Source organism: Paeniglutamicibacter psychrophenolicus (assembly GCF_030812255.1).
Classification (GTDB): domain Bacteria; phylum Actinomycetota; class Actinomycetes; order Actinomycetales; family Micrococcaceae; genus Paeniglutamicibacter; species Paeniglutamicibacter psychrophenolicus_A.
Genome location: NZ_JAUSSH010000004.1, coordinates 124398 through 148158, shown reverse-complemented (window position 1 = coordinate 148158; position 23761 = coordinate 124398). Strand labels below are relative to the sequence as shown.

The following is a 23761-nucleotide window of genomic DNA, read 5'->3' as shown; positions in this document are numbered from 1 at the left end:
TGTAGAAATATGACCAACAACCATCCAGAGCGGCCGAGAGATCTGGCTCGATGACGCCGCAGCAACCCCTCCCCTTAATTGGGCGGTAGGTGCTCACGCCAGAACCGATGGAGAGAAATCATGGCTGTCGAGTCTTTCAACGATGCACACAATGTCGAAGCGGATCCGAACATTTTCGGGGCCGTCAATCTTGACGCGTTCACCGGGCACACCGCTGCCAGGCACCTGCTCAAGCTCACCCCCGGAGTCCCCAAGGACGGGCACTACGACGAGCTGGCCGCAATCTTCCGTCCGGTCTTCGCCAAGATCGCCGCGGGTGCCAGCGAGCGCGACGCGAACAGGACCCTTCCATTCGAGCCTGTCGGCTGGCTCAACCGCGAGCGCTTCGGTGCCCTGCGCATCCCGGCGGCCGAGGGCGGCTACGGGGCCAGCCTGCTGGATATGTTCCGCCTGCTCATCGAGCTGGGAGAAGCCGATTCGCAGGTCGCACACCTGTGGCGTTCGCACATCGGCTTCGTGGAATCCGTGCTGCAATTCGAAGACGTCGCCCAGCGGCACCGCTGGGTCGAGCGCATTGTCGCCGGACAGATCATCGGCAACGCCTACACCGAGCGCGGTGGAAACCGGTTGGGCACGCTGAACACGACCATTGCCAAGAATGGCGAGCGCTGGATCCTCAACGGCGAAAAATACTATTGCACCGGCACCATCTACGCCGACTGGGTCGCCGTCGCTGCGGCTCATCCGACCCGGGCCGGACGGCAGATCGCCGTGGTCTCCACCCAGCACTCCGGGGTCAAGATCTTTGACGACTGGAACGGCTTCGGCCAGCAGCTCACCGGGACCGGGTCGACCACGTTCGAGAACGTCCCGGTGGACACGGTCCTTCCCGAGGAACAGCAGATCAACGATCCTGAATCCGCGATCTTCCAACTGGTGCTCCTGGCCGTCCAAGCCGGAATCACCCGTGCGGCACTCAACGACGTGCGCTCCGCAGTCCAGGCCCGCACCCGATCCTTCAGCACCGGAACAGGCGTTCCGGTGCGCGAGGAGCCGCAGGTGCTGCAGCTGGTCGGGGAGATTTCCGGCACGGCGTTCGCCGTGGATTCCATCGTCCTGGCCGCCGTCGCGGAGATCGAGGTTGCCCTGGCCGACGCGTCGCTGAGCGCGGCCGAGCGCTTCGCGGTCTGCGAGCTCTCGGCGGACCGTGCCCAGGCGATCGTGCAGCCGCTGGCGCTCTCCGCGGCGACCAAGCTCTTTGACGGGTTGGGCGCCTCGGCAACCGCCACGAGCTGCAACCTCGATCGGCACTGGCGCAACGCCCGCACCGTGGCCACCCACAACCCGGCGATCTACAAGTCACGCATCATCGGCGACTACGAGGTCAACGGCACGGCGCCCCGGCAGCTGAACGCCATCGGTGATGTCGGCCCCACGCCGGCCACCGCCCTGCACTAGGCATCCGCCCCCAGAACCCACCCCGCCGGTCCGTCCCGTACCGGACCGACAACCACCCGACACTCCCGCAAAGGACAACCATGAGCACGACGCCGGCCACACGCCAGATCCGCTTCAACGCCTTCGACATGAACTGCGTCGGACACCAGTCCCCGGGTTTGTGGAAGCACCCCAAGGACGAGTCCGCGCGCTACAAGGACCTGTCCTACTGGACCGACCTGGCCAAGACCCTGGAGAAGGGCAAGTTTGACGGCATCTTCATCGCCGACGTGCTGGGCACCTACGACGTCTTCGGCGGCTCAAACGAGGTTCCGCTGCGTGCCGGCACCCAGGTCCCGGTCAACGACCCGTTCATGCTCGTCTCTGCCATGGCCTCGGTGACCGAGAACCTCGGCTTCGGCGTCACCGCCGGGACCGCCTATGAGCACCCGTACCCGTTCGCCCGCCGTCTGGCCACCCTTGACCACTTGACCAAGGGCCGCATCGGCTGGAACGTGGTGACCGGCTACCTGCCCTCCGCCGCCCGGAACATGGGACAGGAGGACCAGCTCGAGCACGACGAGCGCTACAACCACGCCGACGAGTACATGGAGGTCGTGTACAAGCTGCTCGAGGGTTCCTGGGAAGAGGACGCGGTGGTGCGCGACGCCGAGCGCGGCATCTTCACCGACCCGGCCAAGGTCCACGAGATCAAGCACGAGGGCAAGTACTTCAAGGTCCCGGGCATCGCGATCACCGAGCCCAGCCCGCAGCGCACTCCGGTCGTCTTCCAGGCGGGCACCTCGCCGCGCGGGCTGAAGTTCGCCTCGGAGAACGCCGAAGCCGTCTTCGTGACCTCCCCGACCAAGGAACTGCTCAAGGCCACCGTTACCAAGATCCGCGACGAGGTCGAGGCCGCCGGCCGCGACCGCTACGACGTACGCATCTACGCCATGCAGACCATCATCACGGATGTGGACTCCGCAGCGGCCCAGGCGAAGTTCGAGGACTACAAGTCCTACGCCGACATCGACGGCGCGCTGGCCCTGATCTCGGGCTGGATGGGCATCGACCTGTCCACCTACGGTCCGGACGACGTCATTGGCGACAACGTGAAGTCCAATGCCATCCAGTCCTCCGTGGCAACCTTCCAGAAGGCCAGCGGGGACGCCGGGAACCCGTGGACGATCCGCCAGCTGGCCGAGTGGGTGGGCGTTGGCGGCTTTGGCCCCATCACGGTCGGCTCGCCGTCCGAGGTCGCCGACAAGCTGATCGAGTGGGTGCAGGACACCGACGTCGACGGGTTCAACCTGGCCTACGCGATCACCCCGGGCACCTTCGAGGACATCGTCGAGTTCATCGTGCCCGAGCTGCAGGCCCGCGGTGCGTACCCGACCGAATACGTCGAGGGCACGCTGCGCAACAAGCTTTTCGGCAAGGGCGACCGGGTGCAGGACTCGCACCGCGCGGCAAACTACCGGTTCTCGAACGCCGTGGTCAAGTAGGCAATAACAAGGGATCGCTTCCTGCTGGTTGGGGAGGCGGTACACCTATGGTGTGTCGCCTCCCGACGTCATTTAAGCTGCCAGACTGACCACCAGGTTGATGGTGGTGGCCAGGACGCCGGTGCCAAAAGGAAAGCCAGCAAGCTGTGGCGCAAGACTGCCGAGCGCATTTCGCGCGTGGTGATGCTGGTGTCCGAGACCTGGTAGGTCATGCCCACGCTGAATGCCATGTAGGCGACGTCCGTGTATTGCGGGCGCTCGTCATGGTTGAATTCGATGCCGCCGGGTGTGCCGCTGTAATAGATCATGGCGTAGTGCAACGTGTAGAGCGTATGGACCATCAACCACGACATCGCGGTGCAGGTCAGTGCCAACAGCGCCAATGGCAACCTGGCGTCTACCGCAAGGTCCCTGCTGCCGGCCATCACCATCACGACCGCGGCCAGGGAACCGATGGCCGCGAAGAGGATCAGCAGGTCCGTGGTCCGGAAACCAGGGTCTTCCTCCTGTGCGTGGGCCGCGGTGCGGGCATGGTCCATGGGGGCAATGGTGATCCACACCCAGGCGTTGTAAATCAGCGCGGCGACTGTCCAGCCAACGGCCGGGGCATAAACCCAAGCTCCCAGGAGGCCGGTCAGTGCCGTGGCGGCGACCCCGCCGGCGAGCATGCCCAGAACGCGCAACCTGCGATGTCTGGCGCGCTGGGACACTGTGCTTTTCATGTGCCGATCCAACCACGTTCGGGGCACATTGGCATATGTTGGACCGGGGCTTGGCCCCCGCGGATGCTCATCGGGCCGCGGGCAAACGGGGTTCCCCATCGTGAGGTCTTGGTCAAACGACGGAAGATCTTGCGAGTGGACGGGACCGCCGGCCTTGGGGGCTTTGGGGGTCCCGGCAGGTTCCTTCGGTGTTCCCCCGGCCGTGGCCGCCATCCCTGGACACGGCGAGGACTGCCGGGTTTGGCCGTTCTGCCCGGCAAGGCATCTCGCAGGATGCTGAAGCGCCACTGATTCCGGCCCGTCATTATCAATATGAAGCGATGATGACGCAAGCAGCCGAAAATCGAGGCTTCACAATCGGTCTTGTGACACTGCGTGAAGCGATTCATCCACAAAATCGATCCATTGCGTCGATTTGTTTCACCGTAGGGCCCATCCCCTTGGTCATATCGAAGATCCTGCGACACACTTGAAGTGTTCGAGGTCGGCAACCAGCCGCTTGCGGGCACACACCATCCAGAGCGACTGAGAGACCTGGCTCGTTGACGTCGCAGCAACCACTCCCGTCACGGGGATCCGGTGCTACCGCCAGGACCGATGGAGATAGCCAAACTCTGCGCGGTCCACCGAATACCGTCAAGCCCCACGCGGTGTCCGATGGGCCAGCCATGTCGCGGCGTTCCTCGGGTGAACCGAGAGGGAAATACTCATGGGCAACACCAACCCACCGGCCAAGCGACGTACTCGCGCCAGCCTCAGCGTCAAGATCCTTAGCGTCCTTTCCGTCGCCACCCTTGCACTGAGCGCCTGCGGGTCCGGAGCACAGACAACGGGCAACGCGGCCGGCCCGGTCAGCACGGAGCCGGTCCAGGGAGGAACCTTCGTCTACGCGGAGGTCACCCCGATCAACAACTGGCAGACCCAGGCCGCACGCTTCTACGAGAAGTCCAACGTCCTCAACAGCGTGCTGGACCGCCTGACCTATTTCGACACGGAATCGGGAAAGCTTGTGGGCTGGATTGCCTCCGAGTTCAGCGCCAGCAAGGACCAGACCGAATTCACCTTCACCATCCGAGACGGCGTGACCTTCTCCGACGGAACTCCGCTCGATGCCAAGGCCGTGAAGGAGAACCTGGACGCGCTTGGGCTGGGAATCAAGGATGCGCAGGTCGCACCGAACGTCGATTTCGCCTCCTACAAGTCTTCGAAGGTCGTAGGGAAGAACCAGGTCAAGGTCGCGCTCAAGGCACCGGACGCCAACTTCCTGCGCGCCACTTCGTCGGTCACCGCGGGCCTGGTTTCCCCGGCGACGCTGAAGCTGGACAACGCCGGACAGTCGGCGATCGCCAAGATCGTCGGATCCGGCCCGTTCGTCTTTGAATCCGAGAAGACCGACGAGGAAGTCACCTTCGCCAAGCGCGCCGACTACAAGTGGGCGTCGGAGACGGCCCCCAACCAGGGCGCCGCATACCTGGACAAGCTCGTGGTGAAGTACCTGCCCGAGGTCGCCCACCGGGCCGGCGCGGTGCAAACCGGCCAGGTCGACCTGGTACGCGGACTCCAGCCCGTGGACGAGCAGGCGCTCAAGGGCAGCGGGGACCAGGTCCTTCCGGCCCAGGGCGTCGACCTGACCACCAACATGGCAGCGGTGCGTATCGGCAGCGGCAAGCTCGCCGACGCCAAGGTGCGCCAGGCGCTCCAGGCCGGCATCGACCGCCAGTCCATCAAGGACACCGTCCTTTCCGACAGCTATGTCATTGCCGATTCGGTCCTGAACCACGCGGCACCCGGATTCATCGACCTGTCCGCGGACCTGGCCTACAACCCGGAAAAGTCCAAGGCCCTGCTCGACGAGGCAGGCTGGGTCGTGGGGGCCGACGGCGTCCGCGAGAAGGACGGCAAGAAGCTGGAGCTCACCATCACCAGCTCGAACAACTCCGTCGTCATCAAGCCGGCCTTCGAATTGATCGAACAGCAGTGGCGCGAAATCGGCGTCAAGCTCATCAACCGCGCCGCCGACAACACCTTCCTGGCGACGGCCATGATCGATCCGAACATCGAGTTCTTCGGTACCCGCCAGTTTGCCTACGGCGGACTGGGCCCGGTCTTCGGGCCGGCCAACAACACCCAGACGCTGAACGCCGACACCGAGCTCAACGCACTCTTCGCCAAGGAACGTGCCGCCACCAGCGAATCGGAGCACAAGGAACTGGTCGCCGAGGAACAGCGCCAGCTGGTCACCGAAAAGGCCCTGTCCCTCGTCCTGTGGGACGAAGTCCAGGTCTACGGCGGCAACTCCGACGCACACGTCGAGTTCACCTCCGGCACCGCCCCGATCTTCCAGGGCGCCTGGAAGACCGGAAAGTAGCCAACCATGGCCGCATACATCGCGCGACGCATCGGACAGGCCTTGCTCGTCATTTGGCTTGCCTACACCTTGGTCTTCCTGGCCGTGCAGTTGCTGCCCAATGACCCGGTAACGATTTTCCTTTCAGCCGATGCTGCGGCCGACCCGGCAACCATTGCCGCCATGAAGGCGCAGTACGGCTACGACCAGCCGTTGATCGTGCAGTACTTCAGCCAACTGGTTGGCCTCTTCACCGGGGACTTCGGATACTCGCTGGCCTCGGGCCAGCCGGTCGGCGAACGCATCGGCGCCGTCGTCGGATCGACGCTGGTGCTGGCCTCCAGCGCCTTCGTCACCGCGGTCGTCTTCGCGGTGGTGCTGGTCGCCTCGGCCACGTTGGCACGCAAGCCGTGGCTGAAGCGGGTGGTGCTCAACCTGCCGCCGCTCTTCGCCGCGGTCCCGGTGTTTTGGCTGGGGCTGGTGCTCCTGCAGGTGCTGTCCATCAAGTTGGGAATCATGTCGTTGTTCCCGGACGGGTCCTTTGCCTCGATCGCCGTTCCGGTGCTCGTGCTGGCCATCCACGTCTCCGCCCCGATCGCCCAGGTGCTCCTCAAGAGCGTGGACAATGTGCACGCCCAGCCGTTCATCGACGTGCTGCGCGCCAAGGGTGCTTCACCCTCGTGGATCTTCTTCCGCCACACCCTGAAGAACGCCGCGGCACCGGCCATGACCATCAGCGGGATCACCGTGGGAACGCTGCTGGCCGGATCCGTCATCACCGAGACGGTGTTCGCCCGCTCGGGCCTGGGCCAGGTCGTGCTGCAGTCGGTCACGGCGCAGGACGTTGCCCTGGTCCAGGGGCTCGTGCTGCTCACGGCCACGGCATTCGTCGTGGTGAACCTGGTGGTCGACCTGCTTTACCCGCTGCTGGATCCGCGGATCCTCAAGAGTGGAACGCACGGGGCACCGCGCGCACTTGTGGCCTAGGAACGAACGGAGAAAACCATGAGCATCAAACTAGATGAACCGTTGACCCGGGTCGAGGCCCAGGACAACGTCCCGGTCGTTGCACCCCTCAAGGTGGACGAGGTTGCCGCGCCGAAGCGGAAGGCAGGAGCCCTTCGTTCCCCCGCCTTCTGGCTCACCTGCGTCCCGCTGACCATGGTCCTGGGCTGGGCGCTGTTCCCGGCGCTGTTTAGCGGATTCGACCCCATCAGCGGAGTGCCCGCGCAGAAGTTCCAGGCACCCGGTGCCGAACACTGGTTCGGCACCGACCACCTGGGCCGGGACGTGTTTGCCCGGGTGGTCCATGGAACCAGCCAGACCCTGCTGACCGCGGGACTGGCCGTGTCCATCGGGCTCGTGGTGGGAACCGGCCTGGGCCTGTTGGCCGCAACCGCGGGACGTGCCGCCGACACCGTGACCATGCGCCTGATTGACGTGCTGCTGGCCGTTCCGGGCTTCCTGGTTTCGCTGATCATCGTCACGGCCTTCGCCCCGGGCCCGATCTCCCTGGGCATCGGCGTGGGCATCGCCTCCATCGCGTCCTTCGCCCGCGTCGTCCGCTCGGAGGTGCTGCGCGTGCGCAGCCTCGACTACGTGGAAGCCGCGTTCATGAACGGCGGAACCTACTGGTCGGTGGTCTCCAAGCACATCCTGCCCAACTCCTGCGGCCCGGTCCTGGCGCTGCTGGCCGTGGACCTCGGTGTGGCCATCCTGGCAATCTCCGGGCTCGGCTTCCTGGGCTTCGGGTCCCCGCCGCCGACCCCCGAGTGGGGCCTGCTCATCGCCGAGGGACGCCAATACCTCGCCTCGGCCTGGTGGCTCACGACCCTTCCGGGCGTGGTCATCGTCGCGGTGGTCATCCTGCTTGCGGGACTCGGCCGCCAGCTCCACAAGATCTTCCGTTTCTAGCCAGGAGAACAGCATGAGCACCATAAACGCGGCACCCGCATTGCTGGATATCCGTGGGCTAAGCATCACCTACGGTCACGGCGACGAAGCAGTCGTCGCCGCGGAGAACATCGACCTCGCACTCAAGCCCGGGGAAATCGTTGCCCTGGTCGGCGAGTCCGGTTCGGGCAAGTCCACCCTGTCCAAGGCCATCATCGGCTTGCTTCCCGAATCAGCAAGGATCCTGGACGGCAGCATCGACCTGGCCGGCGGGAACCTCCTGGACATGGCGGCCAAGGAGCTGGAATCGATCCGCGGCCGGCGCATCGGCATGGTCCCGCAGGATCCCGGCGCTTCCCTGGACCCGGTGAAGACCGTGGGCTCCCAGATCTCCGAGGTGTTCCGCCTGCACCCGCAGGGCCGCAAGCGCTCCAAGGCGCAGCTGCGCGCCGAAGTCATCCGGCTGCTGGAGCTGGTCGGGATCGACACCCCGGAACAGCGCATCGGCCAGTACCCGCACGAGCTTTCGGGCGGGCTGAAGCAGCGGGTGCTCATTGCCATCGCCTTCGCGCTGGAGCCCGCGCTGCTGATTGCCGACGAGCCCACCTCCGCACTGGACGTCACGGTCCAGCAGACGGTCCTGGAGGTCTTCACCAAGCTGGCGCGCGAACTGGGAACCGCTGTCATCTTCGTGACCCACGACCTCGCCGTGGCCACGGACATCGCCGACCGCATCGTGGTCATGCAGCACGGGCGGATCCGCGAGGACCGCCCGGTGCGTGAGATCCTGCGGGCACCCGAACACCCCTACACCCGGATGCTGCTCACCGAGGCCACCGCCTCGGGCGACGAATCACGAACCGCCGATGCAGCCCGCGGCATCGAGGTCCCGGCCATCGAGGTTGCGGGCCTGGGCAAGATCTTCGGCAGCGGGAAGAACGAACGCGCGGCCGTGGAGGAGGTCTCGTTCGCGGTGCGCCCCGGCACGACCTTCTCCCTGGTGGGCGAGTCCGGTTCCGGAAAATCCACGACCGCCCGGATGATCATGAGGCTGCTGGAACCCACCGCCGGAATCGTGAAAATCCACGGGCAGGACGTCACCCACGTGCGCGGGGCCGCCAAGCGCGAACTCTGGCGCAGCCTGCAGCTGGTGTACCAAAACCCGGATTCGGCCCTGGACCCGCGCTACTCGGTGTCCCGGATCATCAGCGAGCCGCTTGAGAACTACAAGGTCGGCAGCAAGGCCGAACGCAGGATCCGGGTGGCCGAGCTGCTGGACGCGGTCAACCTGCCCAGCCGCATGGCCGCATTGGGTGCCAAGGAGCTCTCCGGCGGGCAGCGCCAACGCGTGGCCATTGCCCGGGCGCTGGCCCTGGGAGCCAAGACGCTGGTGCTGGACGAGGCCCTTTCCGCGCTCGACGTCTTGACCCAGGCGCAGATCTTGGCGCTCCTGGAAGACCTCCAGGTCAGCCAGGGCCTGTCCTACCTCTTTATTTCCCACGACCTGCATGTGGTCGAACGCATTTCCCACGATGTGGGAGTCATGCGCCAAGGCCGGTTGGTCGAGGTCGGGGCGGCCGCACAGGTCCTGAACAGTCCCGCCAGCGAATACACCAGACTCCTGCTGGATTCGAACCCCGGGGCGCTGCTGCGCGAGATGGCAACGAATTAGGCCTTGGACAACAATTTCTTGAAACTCATGGATGCAAAGGAAGACAAATGAGTGCAACGTACGTGAAGGAACGAACAGCCGAAGCCCGCTACGCGGAGCTGAGCGCGCGCTTTGCCCCGGTGTTTGAGCGCATCGCCAAAGGCACCGTGGAGCGCGAAAACGACCACGTGTTGCCCTTTGAACCAGTGAAGTGGCTCAAGGACGCGGGCTTCACCACGCTTCGGGTCCCGGCAGCCTACGGTGGGGAACCCGTCAGCCACGAGCACCTCTTCCGGCTGATCGTGGAACTTTCCGCGGCCGACTCCAACGTCGGGCACCTGTTGCGCTCGCACTTCTCCTTCGTTGAAACCATTGCCCTGCAGCCCGAGGAATTCCGGCTCCGTTGGTTCCCGCGGGTGCTTGCCGGCGAGATCTTCGGCAATGCGGCCACCGAGAAGGGCGGCAACGCCCTGGGCACGACCAACACCAAGCTCCGCGAGGAAAACGGCCAGTGGCTGCTCAACGGGGAAAAGTACTACACGACCGGGTCGATCTTTGCCGACTGGGTCGTGGTCATGGCCAGCACCGAGGGCGTCGAGGGCCGCCAGTACGCCATCGTGCGCGCCGACGACGCCAAGGTCCGGATCATTGACGACTGGGATGGCTTCGGCCAACCCCTGACGGGAACCGGCACCGCGATCTTTGATGACGTCGTGGTCGAATTCGAGGACATCATCGCGCGCAAGGTTTCATCCACGCTCGAGCCCGCGTTCTTCCAGCTCGCACTGCTCAGCGTGCTGGCAGGCATCGGCCGCGCCGCGCTCACCGACGCTGCCGATCTGGTGCGCAACCGCACCCGTACGTTCAACACCGGTTCCGGGGACCTGTTCCGCAACGACCCGCTGATCCAGGAAAAGGTCGGCCGCATCGCCGCGGCCGTCTACGCGGCCGACTCGATCGTCTTTGCCGCGGCCCGCGACCTTGATGCCGCGGTCGACACCTCGCTGGGTCTGGATCCGACGGCTGCCTTTATCCGCGCGGAGCTTGCCGTGCAGCAGGCACACGTGAGCGTCCCGAAACTGGTGCTGGATGCAACCAGCGAACTTTTTGACGTCACCGGTGCTTCCTCGGTGTCGCGCGGCAAGTCCCTGGACCGGCACTGGCGCAACGCCCGCACCGTCGCGACCCACAATCCCGTGGCCTTCAAGGCCCGCTCGGTGGGCGACTACTACATCAACGGCACCATTCCCACCGGGCTGCACTCCATCGGGGACGCCAAGGATTCGAAATCGGAGAGCAAGTAAATGGGTACCTTTGACGCGCGTCCACGGCTGCTGCTGAGCGCCTTCCTGATGAACACCCCGAGCCACATCCTCGGCGGCCAGTGGCGCCACCCCGAGGCCCAGCAGCACCGCTTCAACGAGCTGAAGCTGTGGGTCGACCTGGCCAAGCAGCTCGAGGAAGCGAAGTTCGACAACATGTTCTTCGCCGACGTCGTGGGGCTGTACGGCAACCACGAGGGCGGGTGGGCCTCGATGGTCCGCAAGGGCATGCAGGTTCCCTCGCACGACCCGCTGGTGCTGCTCTCGGCGCTCGCCGCGACCACCAGCGACATCGGCCTGGCGATGACCAGCTCGGTGGTGCAGGCCTCGCCGTTCCAGTTCGCGCGCCAGCTCTCCACCCTTGACCACATCTCCAACGGACGCGTCGCGTGGAACATCGTGACCAGCGTGCTGGAGAACTCGCACCGCAACTTCGGTGCCGCGGGCCTGGCCGCCCACGACGACCGGTACGACTGGGCCGACGAATACGTCGAGGCCACCTACAAGTTGTGGGAGGGTTCCTGGGAAGAAGACGCACTTCTTGCCGACAAGGAATCGGGGCTCTTTGCCGACCCGGCCAAGGTCAACAAGATCCACCACCAGGGCAAGCGCTACTCCATCGAGGGCCCTCACACCGCCCTGCCAAGCCCGCAGCGCACCCCGTTCCTGTTCCAGGCGGGCTCCTCCGCGCGCGGCAAGCAGTTCGCTGCCCAGCACGCGGAAGCGACCTTCCTCTTTGCCCCGCACCCGGAGTACGTGGCCAAACAGGTGGGCAAGATCCGCGAGCTCGAGGCCGCTGCGGGCCGGGCCAAGGGAGACGTGAAGGTCTTTGCGGGACTGTCCTTCGTGGTCGGCAGCACCGAGGCGGAAGCCAAGCGCAAGGAAGCCGAGTACGACGAGTACCTGGACCTCGACGCCATTGTTGCCCACATCGGCGGCGGCATCGGGATCGACCTGGGTGGCCTGGATCTGGACACCCCGTTGGGGGATGTCCAGACCGAGGGGGCCCGCGGCGTTCTCGAGGCGGCCATCGCGTCGGTGCCGGGAGGCAAGCCAACCATTGGCGACCTGGCCCGCTACCGTGCCAAGGCCCAGCAGATCTCCGGCACCCCGGAGCAGATCGTGGACGAGATCGAACGCTGGCAGGACGCCGGCATGGATGGGCTCAACATCATGAACCAGATCCTGCCCGGTTCCTACACCGACTTCATCGACGGCATCCTCCCCGAGCTGCACAAGCGTGGCCTGGCCCAGACCGAGTACGCGCCGGGAACCCTGCGCGAGAAGGTCTTCGGGCGCGGTGCCCGCCTCGAGGAATCCCACCCGGCGGCGAAATTCCGCGGCGCCTTTAGCGAGTACTCGGCAGCGAACACCGAGCAGGCACTGGAGCGCTCGCTCTAGATCGCTTCGGGCGCTCCCAAGGGTGCGGGGAGCCGGAAGGGCACTTGACCTTTTGGCTCCCCTGTGGCGCCTTGGCGGCGCATCGGCTATGGGCCAAGACCCAGAATATGGCGGTAACGTAGGGAACATGAGCAACGAAGTTGGCCAACGCCACGTCAACGACCCGGCGGTGATTCACCGGCTCCTGCAAACCCCCGCGCGATGGGCAGTGGTCGGGCTGACCAACAACCCGCGCCGCGTGGCACCAGGGGTCTCGCGCTTTCTGCAGAAGAAACTGGGGATGGAAGTCATCCCGGTGTCCCTCAGTGGCGAGGAGGTCTTGGGCAACACCGGGTACAAGCGGTTGGCGGACATCCCCGGGCACATCGACGTTGTTGATTGCTTTGTGAACTCGCAAAAAGTCGGCGACATCGTTGACCAGGCGATCGCCGTCGGAGCGGATGCGCTTTGGCTGCAACTCGGTGTCGTCGACGAAGCGGCAGCCACGCGTGCCAAGGCGGCCGGGCTTGACGTCGTGATGAATACCTGCCCCAAGATCGAGTATCGATACCTCTGAATTCGACCGGAAATAGATATTCCATTGGTTGTAGTAGACGTGGAACACATTGTGTGATTAGAATATCGGCAGCACAAGCAACACAAAATTGGGTGCTGGGGACCCAATAAATACTGGGGGAAGTTCGAACTTGGGGTTTGAACTTATCTAACGGATCGGCTGGGGCCGTTCCGTAAACGGTGCTTATTGCGTGGTTGTCGCGCCCCTTGGGGTAATTGGGGTAATTAAAGTGTTCGGCAAAATTGGGGATAATTCTGCACGGATTCCAAAGGGTCACCGCGCGATGCGCAGCGGCTCTTTTTTGGCGGCGATTTGGAGGAACGGCGTCGTCCGTTCAACCGTTGGCGCCAGTGCGACGACGGCGCTCGTCGCAACGATGATGTTTGGCGGCGGTGGATTCAATCCCGCTGTGGCATCACCTGTCGATAACCAGGACACCGCCGCGGAACAGCAACTGCTCGACGCGGTGAAGAACGGCGAAACGACGGTCGATTCCGACGGGTCGAAGAATGCACCCCTGGCACCTGCCACGGAGGAGAAGGCAGCGGAAGCACCTGCAGAGGGCACCGAACCGCCCGCTGCCGAGAAGGTTGCCGAGCCACAGGGTTCCCCGGCCCCCAAGTCCGGAGCTCCCGCGGCAAAGAAGCCCGTCGAGACGAAGAAAGCGGAGGCGCCCGCCGCCGAAACCCCCAAGAAGGCCGAAGCGACGGCAAGCGACCCCTCGGCGAAAACCGCTGATCCCAAGGCCGCACTGCTGGCGGAAGAGCCTGTCACTCCGTCGGCTGTTGGTACCTGTGGTCCCAATGGGGGCACGGGAAATCTTGGCAAGATGGAGCAAAGGTCGGAAGTGACCGATTGGATGGTTGGAAACCTTGCCCAAGGGCTGTATGAAGGTGGATTCGTCCAGTACAGGGTCGCGATGAGTGGCTTGAGCCTTGGTGAGAACGAATTCGTCTTTAGGTATCAAGTCAGGGACGGCGAAAGATGGGGTTTTGACTACGCTAGCCGCTTCTCCATGGATGGCGGAAACAACATCAGGACCAGGGTTGTGGAAGGCTCCGGCTCTGCCCGTGAAGATACCGTGTACGTGAAATTCGATGCCACCGAGACGAGCGGAATCCTTTATTTCAGTGTTCATATCGCTTCCGAACTTGACCATGGGCCGTCCACCGGAGCCTCATCGATTTCAGGTTCCTCGTACCACGTATCCAAGGTTTCACTGAACTGCGTCGGTCAGGGCACCTCGGCCCTGTCGATAAAAACGGCCGGCATGCAGGTCGGTTTTGTGACAGTTGTCAAGAAGGCCATCCCCGCTGATGGGACGGATTTCAATTTCAATTTGTCCTCGGAGGAAGCAGAATCTTCAGCCAACTTCGAACTGGATGACAGTTCAGATTCCGACACCGGTGAGAATCTTCCGAACCAGATTGAATACAACGTTGCACCGGGCGAGGTCACGATTTCGGAAGGTGTCCTTCCTGCTGGCTGGAACCTCGCTGACCTGACCTGTACGGGTGTCACACCGACGGTCGACAAGAGCAAACGGATCGTTTCATTTACGTTGCCAAACAGGGCAGACGTTATTTGTACCTTTACCAACTCCAAGACCACGTACAAGGATCTTGCGGTCTCCAAGACGGTCACGCCCAAGTTCGACCGTGACTACGACTGGACCATCGAAAAGGACCTGGCAGGCGGCCAGGCCGCCAGCGTGAAGTCGCCGACGGCCAGCGTCGACATCGATTACAGCGTGTTGGTCAAGGCCAGCGCCCCGAAGGACACCAACTTTGTTGTTGACGGTGTCATCACCGTCGAGAACCCCAACTCCGCCGCCATCAACGGCGTGACGCTGAGTGACAGCCTCCCCGGTGCCCAGTGCGCCATCGAAACTACCGGCGGCACACCCGTTACCGGCCCGATCTCGATTCCGAACGGCACTACGAACTTCAACTACACCTGTGAGATGCCGGCCGGAACCACGGAAGCAACCGCAGGAACCAACACCGTCAAGGCCACCTGGGACGCGGCGTCCTACTTCGGCACCGACGGCGAAGCCAGCGCCACCAAGGACTTCACCTTCACAGGTGTGGAACCCACCGTCACCGATGACAAGATCACCGTCACGGACAACAAATTTGACCTGAGGACGCTTCCGGGCGGCAACGAGGTCACCGCGGAGCAATCATCAAAGACGTTTGACTACTCCATCAAGTGGCCAGGGGTCCCCCGCGAATGCACGACCTACGACAACACCGCAATCTACAAGGAAGCCGACGGCGGAACCGGAAGCGATTCGGCGTCGGTCCAGGTGTGCATCGGTGCCAACCTGGAAGTCACCAAGAACGTCCAGGGAAGCTTCAACCGGGCCTGGTCCTGGAAGATCGACAAGACCCCGCTGCTGAACGGCCAGCCGGTCGCGGACAACACGAAGTACAACACCAATGCGAATGGCGAGGTCACCATCGACTACCGGGTGACGGTGACGCCGCAACCGTACGTGGACAGCAACTGGGCCATGACCGGCACCATGACGGTGACGAACCCGAACAAGTGGCAGGACGTCAACGCAACCCTGACCGACTCGGTGGACGTGGGCGGCGACGCCGTCTGTGCCGTGACCGGCCAGACCAACCCGGGCACCGGGACCGATCTGGACCCGACCAAGCCCGGATTCCAGACGGTCATCCCTGAGGACAGCTCCATCGAGTTCGACTACGCCTGTAAATTCGATTCGCAGCCCAGGTACACGGGAACCAACACCGCCAGGGTTGACTGGAACAAGGCCGAGGCCTCAACCCCCGGCGAGTTCGACGAGGGCGCCGCCGAGGTCACCGCTGGTTCGTGGACGCAGAGCCCATTGAACCAAAACGTGACCGTGACCGATGACGAGTTCACCTTCAGCCCCGCATGGATCATCGACGGGGCCGACGGCACGAAGCCACAATCCAAGGACTACGAGGTGACCTGGACGGTCCCGGCGGCAGACGCCGGACAATGCGTACCGTTCACGAACACCGCCAAGGTTTCCGCCACTGAGGTCCTCGCATCCGACGACGCGACCATCCAGGCCTGCCTCCCGGCCGGCTTGAGCGTGTCGAAGACCGTGGATGCAAGCTACGACCGCACCTACACGTGGGACATCGAAAAAACGGCCAAGACCGACGGGACCGTCAATGCGGGCCCCGAAGGAAAGGCGACGGTTGGCTACGACATCAACGTCACCGGTGAGGGCTACAGAGACACCAAGTCCATGGGCGGCACCATCACGGTGGCCAACGCGAACCAGTTCGGCGGAGACGTCGAGACCACGGTTTCGGATAGCACGTCGCTGACAGGCCTGGTCTGCACCGTGGATGCCACCCAAGACATGAACCTGAACGCTGCCGGCATTCAGGTCAACGTACCGCAGGCTACCCTGGTCGGCGGGAACTGGATTCCCGGAACCACGACCGTGAACTACGCCTGTGATCCCGGCAAGGTAGCCGAATCCGACTACGTCGGCGGAACCAATACCGCAAAGATTGCCTGGGCCGGCGGCGAAGCCACCAGCGAGACAAAGGCCATCGAATTCAAGCCGGGAACGATCACCGACGAAACCGTCAAGGTATTCGACGACCAGGCGATCGCCGGTGCCGAAGGCGCAGAGGTGGGCACCGTCTCCTGGGGCGAGGTCAAGGACAAGGCCACTCGATCCAAGGCGTTCCCGTACGAGCTGGAGCACGTAGTGGATCCCGGCACCTGCGGCACCTTCACCAACAAGGCCTGGCTCGAGCTTGAAGGCGACGGCTCGGAGAGCCCCTCCGACGAAGCCACCGTCACCGTGTGTGACCAGGCAGGACTGCAGGTCTCCAAGACCGCCAAGGCATCCTTCGACCGCATCTACCAGTGGAACGTGACCAAGGACGTCGACAAGACCCGGCAGACGATCGCCCCGGATGGAAAGGCAACCTTCAAATACACGGTCAAGGCAGTCCCGAACGGCTTTGACGATTTTGACGAAACCCTGGACGGCAGGATCACCCTGACCAACCCGAACCAGTTCGCCGACGGAGCGATCACCGCAACGGTTACGGACACGGTGGACATCAATGGAGTGACCTGTGAAATCCAGGCCACCGACCACGACCCGACCACCGACGGACTGCAGGTCCTGGTGCCCGCCAACGCCGGGGAAAACGACGGCATCGTCGTCTTGGACTACACGTGCACGGGCAAGCCCGCCAGCCACACGGGCAGCAACACGGTCGACGTGTCGTGGAAGGATGCCACTGGCACCCCGCAGTCGACCCAGGCAACGGACAAGGTCGAGTACCTCCTCGACACCGAGTACGACAAGAACGTCCTGGTCTTCGACGACAAGGTCTACGAGACCGACTACCCCGAGCTGCTGGGCGAGGCCACCTGGAACAAGGACAAGGTGCCCACGGCATTCACCTACGACCTGAAGTTCGAGGGAACCCCGGGGACCTGCACCGACTACACGAACACCGCGATCGTGACCGAGAAGGGCTGGAACCAGGCAACCCTGGACTCCGACAGCAAGGCCGTCACGGTCTGTGTCGAACGGGACCTGGTGGTCGAGAAGACCGCCAAAGCCACCTACGACCGCGACTACAACTGGAAGGTCGAGAAGCAGGCCGACGAGACCTCCTTCAAGGTCGATGGAAACGGCAAGGTCACCGCGGGCTACAAGGTGACCGCCACCCAGGACGGCTACACGGATTCGAAGTGGAAGCTCACAGGCACCATCACGGTGGCCAACCCGAACGAGTTCGGTTCGATCACCGCCGATGTCACCGATGCCTTGAATGTTGCGGGCATCACCTGCTCCGTCGCTGAAGGCCAGGACGTGGTGGTCGCTGCCGGCAAGACGGCAACGCTCGACTACACCTGCGATGTTTCAGCCGGCGTGGACGAAGCCGATTACACCGGCACGATCACCAACACCGCGACGGCCACCTGGGGAGAGAACCGCAGCGCATCGGGCGGCCAGGTCGACGTGGACTTCGCACTGGCCACGGAAACGGACACCGAGATCACGGTGACCGACGACCACTACGCCGAGAATGACGGCGTGCTGGGCACGGTGATCCGCGCCCAGTCACCGAAGACCTTTGCATACGACGTTGATTGGCAGGGCGTTGCCGGCAAGTGCACCACCTTCACCAACACGGCCGTTCTCGAGGGCGACGACGACAACCCCGCAGGCAACGAATCATCCGCCGACATCGAGGTCTGCGTCGAGGACGGCCTGACCGTGGTCAAGACCGTCGATGCGGGCTTCACCCGCGACTACGACTGGGGCATCGACAAGCAGGTCGACCAGGGCAAGTTCACGGTCGACGGGAACGGCAAGGTCACCGCGAACTACACGGTCAAGGCGCTCCTGGACGGGCACAAGGACCAGGACTGGACGATGTCCGGTGCGATCACCGTGTTCAACCCGAACCAGCAGGAAGCCCTCACCGTCGATGTCACCGACACCCCGGAGATCCCAGGCGCCGTATGTGCGGTGGCCAGCGGCATCGACGTGAATGTTCCTGCCGCGACCGAGGCGGAGGGCGTGGTCACCAACGGAAGCGCCACGGTGCTCTACAACTGCACCTTTGCCGACGAGGTCTTGGCAGGCGACTACACGGGCAAGAAGAACCACACCACCGTCACCTGGAAGGGTGTCGACGGGATGGACCGCACCGTGACCAACAGCGCACCGATCATCTTCACGCAGGACGGCAGCATCGACGAGACCGTCACCGTCGTCGATGACAAGACCGTTTCCGGGGCCGAGCATGAACTGGGCACCGCGAGCGTCTCCGAGGCCCCGAAGACGTTCGCCCCGTACCCGGTTGAACTCCAAGGCACGGCAGGGATGTGCACCACCTACACCAACACCGCGGTGCTGAACGAGGAAACCGCGGCCGACGGCAAGGACGCAAACAACAAGGCCAGCCAGGACGTGGAAGTCTGTGCCAAGGCCGGACTGCAGGTGGCCAAGGACGCCACCGCATCCTTCAACCGCCTGTACACCTGGGACGTGGAGAAGTCCGCAAACCCGTCGAAGCAGACGATCGCCCCGGACGAAATGGCCACGTTCACCTACACGGTCACGGCCGAACCCAAGGAAAAGATCGACACCGGGTTCACCCTGGACGGCAAGATCACCCTGGCGAACCCCAACCAATTCGCTGACGGTGCGATCACCGCAACAGTCAAGGACACCGTGGACATCGCCGGATTGACCTGCGACATCACCGAGCCCACGGATCATGATCCGGACAAGGACGGATTCCAGGTCCTGGTGCCCGCGGGCACCGACGGCACCACCGACGGCACCGTGGAGCTGGCGTACCACTGCGCCGGCACACCCGCCAGCTACAACGGCACCAATACCGCGCTCGTGACATGGACCGACGCAGCCGGGGAACCCGCTTCGGCCAAGACCACGGTCAATTTCGCCTACGAGGCCACCGTGACGGACGAGGACGTGCAGGTCTTTGACAACAAGGCCGGAACGGTTGGGGAACCGGTCCTGCTGGGCACCGCACACTGGAATGACGGACCCACGACTTTTGACGCCTACGACCTGTCGTTCCCAGGCGTTGTGGGCACCTGCACCGACTACGCCAACACCGCGACCTTGACCAGCATGGCCGGGGAGCCGCGGGCGATGGTGGCAGCCGGGGAATCGAACCTCTTGGCAACCGACGAGCAGACCGTCACGGTCTGTGTCGAACAGAACCTGGATGTCTCCAAGGACGCCACGGCTACCTATGACCGCGACTACGACTGGAAGATCGAGAAGCAGGTCGATGAGACCGACTTCAACGTCGACGGCGACGGCAACGTCGTGGCCAACTACACCGTGGCCGCAACGCAGACCGCCCACAGCGATTCGGGCTGGACGCTCGGTGGAACCATCACCGTGCACAACCCGAACGACTTCGGCTCGATCACCGCAGACGTCACCGATGCCCTGAACCTCGGGGACATCACCTGCTCCGTCGTTGACGGCCAGGACGTGCAGATCGCTGCCGGCGCGACGGCGACGCTCGACTACGCCTGCGACGTTGCCGCCGGCGTGGACGAAGCCAAGTACACCGGCTTCATCAAGAACACCGCGACCGCCGCCTGGGGCGATGGACGCACCGCTTCCAGCGGCATCGTCGACGTGGACTTCACGCTCGATCAGGCCACCGACGCATCGGTCAACGTCTACGACGACTTGACCAACCCGGATGCGGAGCCCGTGAAACTGGGCACCGCGACCCTGGACGGCGAGAACGTCTTCACGTACGCGCAAGAACTGGCGGGCACGGCGGGCAAGTGCACCACGTTCACCAACACTGCGGTGCTCAAGGAAAAGGCCGGCAGCGACGAGGACAACACCGATTCGGTGTCCGTCGAGGTCTGCGTGGAGAAGGGCATGACGGTCGTCAAGACCGTCAAGGCCGGATTCACCCGCGACTACGACTGGAGCCTCGACAAGCAGGTCGATCAGGGCAAGTTCACGGTCGACGGAAACGGCACGGCGACCGCGAACTACACGGTCACCGCCAACATGGACGGGCATGCCGACCAGGACTGGACGATGTCCGGCTCGATCGACGTGTTCAACCCGAACCAGCAGGGGGCACTGACCGTCGACATCGCCGATGCCGCCTCGGTTCCCGGCGCCACCTGCACCGTCGCCGGCGGCGGCACGGACGTGGTGGTCCCCGCGGCCACCGAAGCCAACGGCGTTCTCACCAGCGGCAAGACCACCATCACCTACGATTGCGTGATCGAGGGCGAGCTGGCCGAGTCCGACTACGAGGGGCACACCAACACCGCCACGGTCACCTGGACCGGCACGGACGGCAAGGACCGCACCGCTTCCTTCGAAGCCGAGGTGCTGTTCACGCAGGGAGGCAGCATCGACGAGACGGTCACCGTGATCGACGACAAGACGGTACCGGGCGCCATCCACGACCTGGGCACCGTCAGCGTCGGAGACGACGAGGAGCAGCGGACGTTCACCTACCCGGTGGAACTCGCAGGAGTCGCCGGACAGTGCACCACCTACACCAACACCGCGGTGCTCGAGGAAAGCACCGAGCACGGCCCCGGCGAGGTCACGCTGACGAACTCCGCCAGCGACAACACCGCCTCGACGGACGTCACGGTCTGCGCCAAGGAGGGCCTGTCGGTCACCAAGACCGCCGAGGCATCCTTCGACCGCGAGTACCTGTGGGAGTTGGACAAGCTCGTTGACCGCACCCGGGCCACGATCGGACTGGACGGCACGGCGACCTTCGACTACACGGTGGCCGCGACCCCGTCCGGCTTCGAGGACTCGAACCACGCGGTGTCCGGCACCATCACCCTTCAAAACCCGAACCAGTTCGCCGACGGTGCCATCACGGCCACCGTCACGGACAGCCTCGACATCCAGGGCACCACCTGCCTGATCAACGCCGAGGACGCCAACGATACCGTTGACGGCCTGCAGGTCCTGGTTCCCGCCGGAACCGACGGAAAACCGGGCACCGTGGTCCTTGGCTACACCTGCACCGGCACCCCGGAGAACATGGACTACTCCGGGGAAAACACCGCCACCGCCACCTGGGCAAACGCCACGGGCGACGAGGTGTCCGCCACGGGCACGGCCGGGGTCACCTACGCCGAGGCCGGCTCCACCAACAAGGACCTGACGGTCCTTGACGACAAGGCCGGAACCGTCCAGGCCCCGGTGTCCCTGGGCACCGCGGACTGGAACTCCGACGGCGTTCCCACGGAGTTCACCTACCAGGTGATCTTCACGAACCCGAACCCGGATGCACTGGACGGCACCTGCACCACCCACACCAACACCGCCACCTCGGTGGCAACCCCCGACGCCGGCACCTCGGTCGAGGTCTGCGTTGAGGTAGGGGCCCCGACGGTTGAAAAGACCGTCACCGGCACCCGGCAGAACGCCGATGGCACCTGGAACATCACCTACTCGCTGGAGGTCACCAACAACGACGAGGTCCAGGGACGCTACTCGCTGGATGACACCCTGTCCTTCGGCGGCGGCATCACCGTCACCGACGCCTCGTGGACCGGCCCGACGGCCGGGGACGGAGGCGACTGGGACCTGGCGACACCGGATTACACCGAGGTCATGGCCACCGACAAGCTGATCGATGCCGGCTCCACAGAGGCCTACCAGGTCACGGTCACCGCCAACGTCGCGGCCGGGGTCACGGGCACCGAGGCCGGCAACTGCGAGCTGGTCGAGGGCGAAGAGGGCACCGGGTTCCTGAACACGACGACCATCACCGCCAACGGGCAGGACACCGAAGCCGAGGCCTGTGCGGCACCGGTTGCCCCGAGCCTCGACAAGCAGGCCCTGGAACTGGTCCAGCACGAGAACGCCGACGGGGACTGGGACGGCACCTGGGACGCGAGCTACAAGCTCATCGTCTCCAACCCGGGCACCGACGGGGCGAGCGCAAACTACACGCTCACCGACACCCCGGCCTTCGCCGACGGCGTCACCGTCAACGACCGCCACGTCGGCTCCACCGATGTGGTTGTCAACGAGGCCTGGCACGGCGGCAACTCCACCGACGACGTCGTGGTGGCGGACCAGGTCCTGGAATCGGGAGCCGTCCACACCTTCACGGTCATCGTCAACGTGACCCTGACCTCCGCGATCAACGATGCGGAGAGGGTATGCGGCGAGGGAGGCCACGGCCTGTTGAACACCGGTGTTCTCACCGCAGGAAACGAGTCCGACACGGACAGTGCATGCCTGGAAATCCCGGCACCGAGCAGCAACGTCGTCAAGACGGCCGTCACGGCCGAGGAGAACGCGGATGGCAGCTGGGATGCGCAGTACACGGTCGTGGTGAACAACACCTCGGACGTGGCAACCCGCTACAACCTCACCGACACGCTGCGCTTCGGCGAAGGGATCACCGCCAGCAGTGCCAACTGGACGCTGGAAGGCACCGATACGGCCGGCAGCTGGGAGAACCCCGGCTCCGAGCCGGGCACGGTGCTCGCCACCGACCGCAACCTCGAGGCACGCGACTCCCACACCTACGTGGTGCACGTCGTCGCGGTCCTGGCGGACGGGGTCATCGGATCCGAGGCCGGCACCTGCCAGCCCGAGGACTCCAACACCGACGGCGGCTTCCTGAACGAGGCCACCCTGAGTGCCAACGGCAAAACCACACAGTCCCGCGCTTGCGAGACCCCGGTGAAGAACCCGCGCAGCTACTCGCTGGTGAAGACCTCGAACCCGGCCAGCGGCACCATCGTCTGGCCCGGCGACACCGTCGGCTACACCCTCACGGTGCGCAACACCGGGCAGTTCGTGTACACCGGGGCGGTCGTCACCGACGAGATGGCCGGCTGGCAGCACGCGGCAACCTTCGACGAGGGAAGCCTGCAGCTCAGCGGCGGCGAATCGGCCATCGAGGGCAGCAAGCTGGTCTGGACCGTGGGGGACCTGGCGGTGGGTGAGGAGAAGACCCTGACCTACTCCATCACCGTGGATGACGAGGCCTGGGACGAGGTCCTGGTGAACGTGGCCACCGGCAACGGGGACGTCCCGCCGTCGAAGACCGTGCACCCGACCCCGGAGGAGCAGCAGCTGCTGCCGGCACCGCCGGTCGTCGTGGTTCCGCCGCGCAAGCCGGGATCGGTGGTTGTGGTTCCGCCGCGCAAGCCGGCATCGCCGCTGGCGAGAACCGGCGCGGATGACTCCACGCTGTGGATCCTGGGCTCCGGGGCACTGATCCTGCTCCTCGGGGCAGCGTTCACGGCCGCTTCCCGCCGCCGCAAGGGCGAGGGGAACTAACCAGAAGGAAAACCCGAAGTTCGCGGTCGGCCTCTCCCCAGTCCGGGGACGGCCGACCGCGAACCCCTGTAGACCGGCCGGTCTTGCCGCAACCCCCAG

Annotated in this window: 12 protein-coding genes and 2 riboswitches; of the genes, 10 read left to right on the top strand and 2 right to left on the bottom strand. The window is 64.4% G+C overall.

Features of this window, described 5'->3' with window-relative positions; translation table 11 throughout:
- Positions 1–17 precede the first annotated feature (17 nt).
- Positions 18–114: riboswitch (SAM riboswitch) on the top strand.
- A gap of 6 nt (positions 115–120) precedes the next feature.
- Positions 121–1458 (top strand): acyl-CoA dehydrogenase family protein, encoded by a 1338-nt coding sequence (locus J2T21_RS08050; protein ID WP_307580285.1) that lies wholly within the window; start codon positions 121–123, stop codon positions 1456–1458.
- 80 nt (positions 1459–1538) lie between these two features.
- Complete coding sequence (locus tag J2T21_RS08045) at positions 1539–2942, top strand: LLM class flavin-dependent oxidoreductase (RefSeq protein WP_307580283.1); 1404 nt, start codon at positions 1539–1541, stop codon at positions 2940–2942.
- A 68-nt stretch (positions 2943–3010) separates the two neighbouring features.
- Here the strand turns inward: J2T21_RS08045 and J2T21_RS08040 are convergent, their stop codons facing one another.
- The gene (locus tag J2T21_RS08040; protein WP_307580281.1) at positions 3011–3664 is read right to left on the bottom strand and encodes a DUF1345 domain-containing protein; all 654 of its coding nucleotides are present in this window, start codon (positions 3662–3664) and stop codon (positions 3011–3013) included.
- A gap of 509 nt (positions 3665–4173) precedes the next feature.
- A riboswitch (SAM riboswitch) is annotated at positions 4174–4268 on the top strand.
- Positions 4269–4373: 105 nt separating this feature from the next.
- Between J2T21_RS08040 and J2T21_RS08035 the strand changes: the two genes are divergently transcribed.
- The 7 genes from J2T21_RS08035 to J2T21_RS08005 all read left to right on the top strand — a co-directional run bounded on the left by J2T21_RS08035 (position 4374) and on the right by J2T21_RS08005 (position 12834).
- Complete coding sequence (locus tag J2T21_RS08035) at positions 4374–6032, top strand: ABC transporter substrate-binding protein (protein ID WP_307580279.1); 1659 nt, start codon at positions 4374–4376, stop codon at positions 6030–6032.
- Between the two features lie 6 nt (positions 6033–6038).
- Positions 6039–6998 carry an ABC transporter permease gene (locus J2T21_RS08030; RefSeq protein ID WP_307580278.1) on the top strand — a complete coding sequence of 320 codons (960 nt, stop codon included), beginning with the start codon at positions 6039–6041 and terminating at the stop codon, positions 6996–6998.
- 18 nt (positions 6999–7016) lie between these two features.
- The gene (locus tag J2T21_RS08025; RefSeq protein WP_307580275.1) at positions 7017–7925 is read left to right on the top strand and encodes an ABC transporter permease; all 909 of its coding nucleotides are present in this window, start codon (positions 7017–7019) and stop codon (positions 7923–7925) included.
- A 13-nt stretch (positions 7926–7938) separates the two neighbouring features.
- A complete protein-coding gene (locus tag J2T21_RS08020; protein ID WP_307580274.1) occupies positions 7939–9576 on the top strand; it encodes a dipeptide ABC transporter ATP-binding protein in 1638 nt (545 codons plus the stop codon).
- Between the two features lie 47 nt (positions 9577–9623).
- Entirely contained in the window at positions 9624–10859 is a 1236-nt protein-coding gene (locus J2T21_RS08015; protein ID WP_307580271.1) for an acyl-CoA dehydrogenase family protein, read from the top strand.
- Positions 10860–12278: an LLM class flavin-dependent oxidoreductase gene (locus J2T21_RS08010; RefSeq protein ID WP_307580270.1), complete on the top strand. Its 1419-nt coding sequence runs from the start codon at positions 10860–10862 to the stop codon at positions 12276–12278.
- A gap of 127 nt (positions 12279–12405) precedes the next feature.
- Positions 12406–12834: a CoA-binding protein gene (locus tag J2T21_RS08005; RefSeq protein ID WP_307580268.1), complete on the top strand. Its 429-nt coding sequence runs from the start codon at positions 12406–12408 to the stop codon at positions 12832–12834.
- Positions 12835–13107: 273 nt separating this feature from the next.
- Here J2T21_RS08005 and J2T21_RS08000 read toward each other — a convergent pair whose 3' ends face one another.
- Complete coding sequence (locus J2T21_RS08000) at positions 13108–13578, bottom strand: hypothetical protein (RefSeq protein WP_307580266.1); 471 nt, start codon at positions 13576–13578, stop codon at positions 13108–13110.
- An 817-nt stretch (positions 13579–14395) separates the two neighbouring features.
- Between J2T21_RS08000 and J2T21_RS07995 the strand changes: the two genes are divergently transcribed.
- On the top strand, positions 14396–23662 hold the full coding sequence (locus J2T21_RS07995) for a DUF7927 domain-containing protein (RefSeq protein WP_307580265.1): 9267 nt from the start codon (positions 14396–14398) through the stop codon (positions 23660–23662).
- The last annotated feature ends 99 nt before the right edge of the window (positions 23663–23761 follow it).

Coding starts and splice junctions, on each gene's coding strand:
- J2T21_RS08015 (WP_307580271.1), top strand. CDS start 9,624: ATGAGTGCAACGTACGTGAAGGAACGAACAGCCGAAGCCCGCTACGCG.
- J2T21_RS08035 (WP_307580279.1), top strand. CDS start 4,374: ATGGGCAACACCAACCCACCGGCCAAGCGACGTACTCGCGCCAGCCTC.
- J2T21_RS08040 (WP_307580281.1), bottom strand. CDS start 3,664: ATGAAAAGCACAGTGTCCCAGCGCGCCAGACATCGCAGGTTGCGCGTT.
- J2T21_RS08005 (WP_307580268.1), top strand. CDS start 12,406: ATGAGCAACGAAGTTGGCCAACGCCACGTCAACGACCCGGCGGTGATT.
- J2T21_RS08050 (WP_307580285.1), top strand. CDS start 121: ATGGCTGTCGAGTCTTTCAACGATGCACACAATGTCGAAGCGGATCCG.
- J2T21_RS08025 (WP_307580275.1), top strand. CDS start 7,017: ATGAGCATCAAACTAGATGAACCGTTGACCCGGGTCGAGGCCCAGGAC.
- J2T21_RS08030 (WP_307580278.1), top strand. CDS start 6,039: ATGGCCGCATACATCGCGCGACGCATCGGACAGGCCTTGCTCGTCATT.
- J2T21_RS08020 (WP_307580274.1), top strand. CDS start 7,939: ATGAGCACCATAAACGCGGCACCCGCATTGCTGGATATCCGTGGGCTA.
- J2T21_RS08010 (WP_307580270.1), top strand. CDS start 10,860: ATGGGTACCTTTGACGCGCGTCCACGGCTGCTGCTGAGCGCCTTCCTG.
- J2T21_RS08045 (WP_307580283.1), top strand. CDS start 1,539: ATGAGCACGACGCCGGCCACACGCCAGATCCGCTTCAACGCCTTCGAC.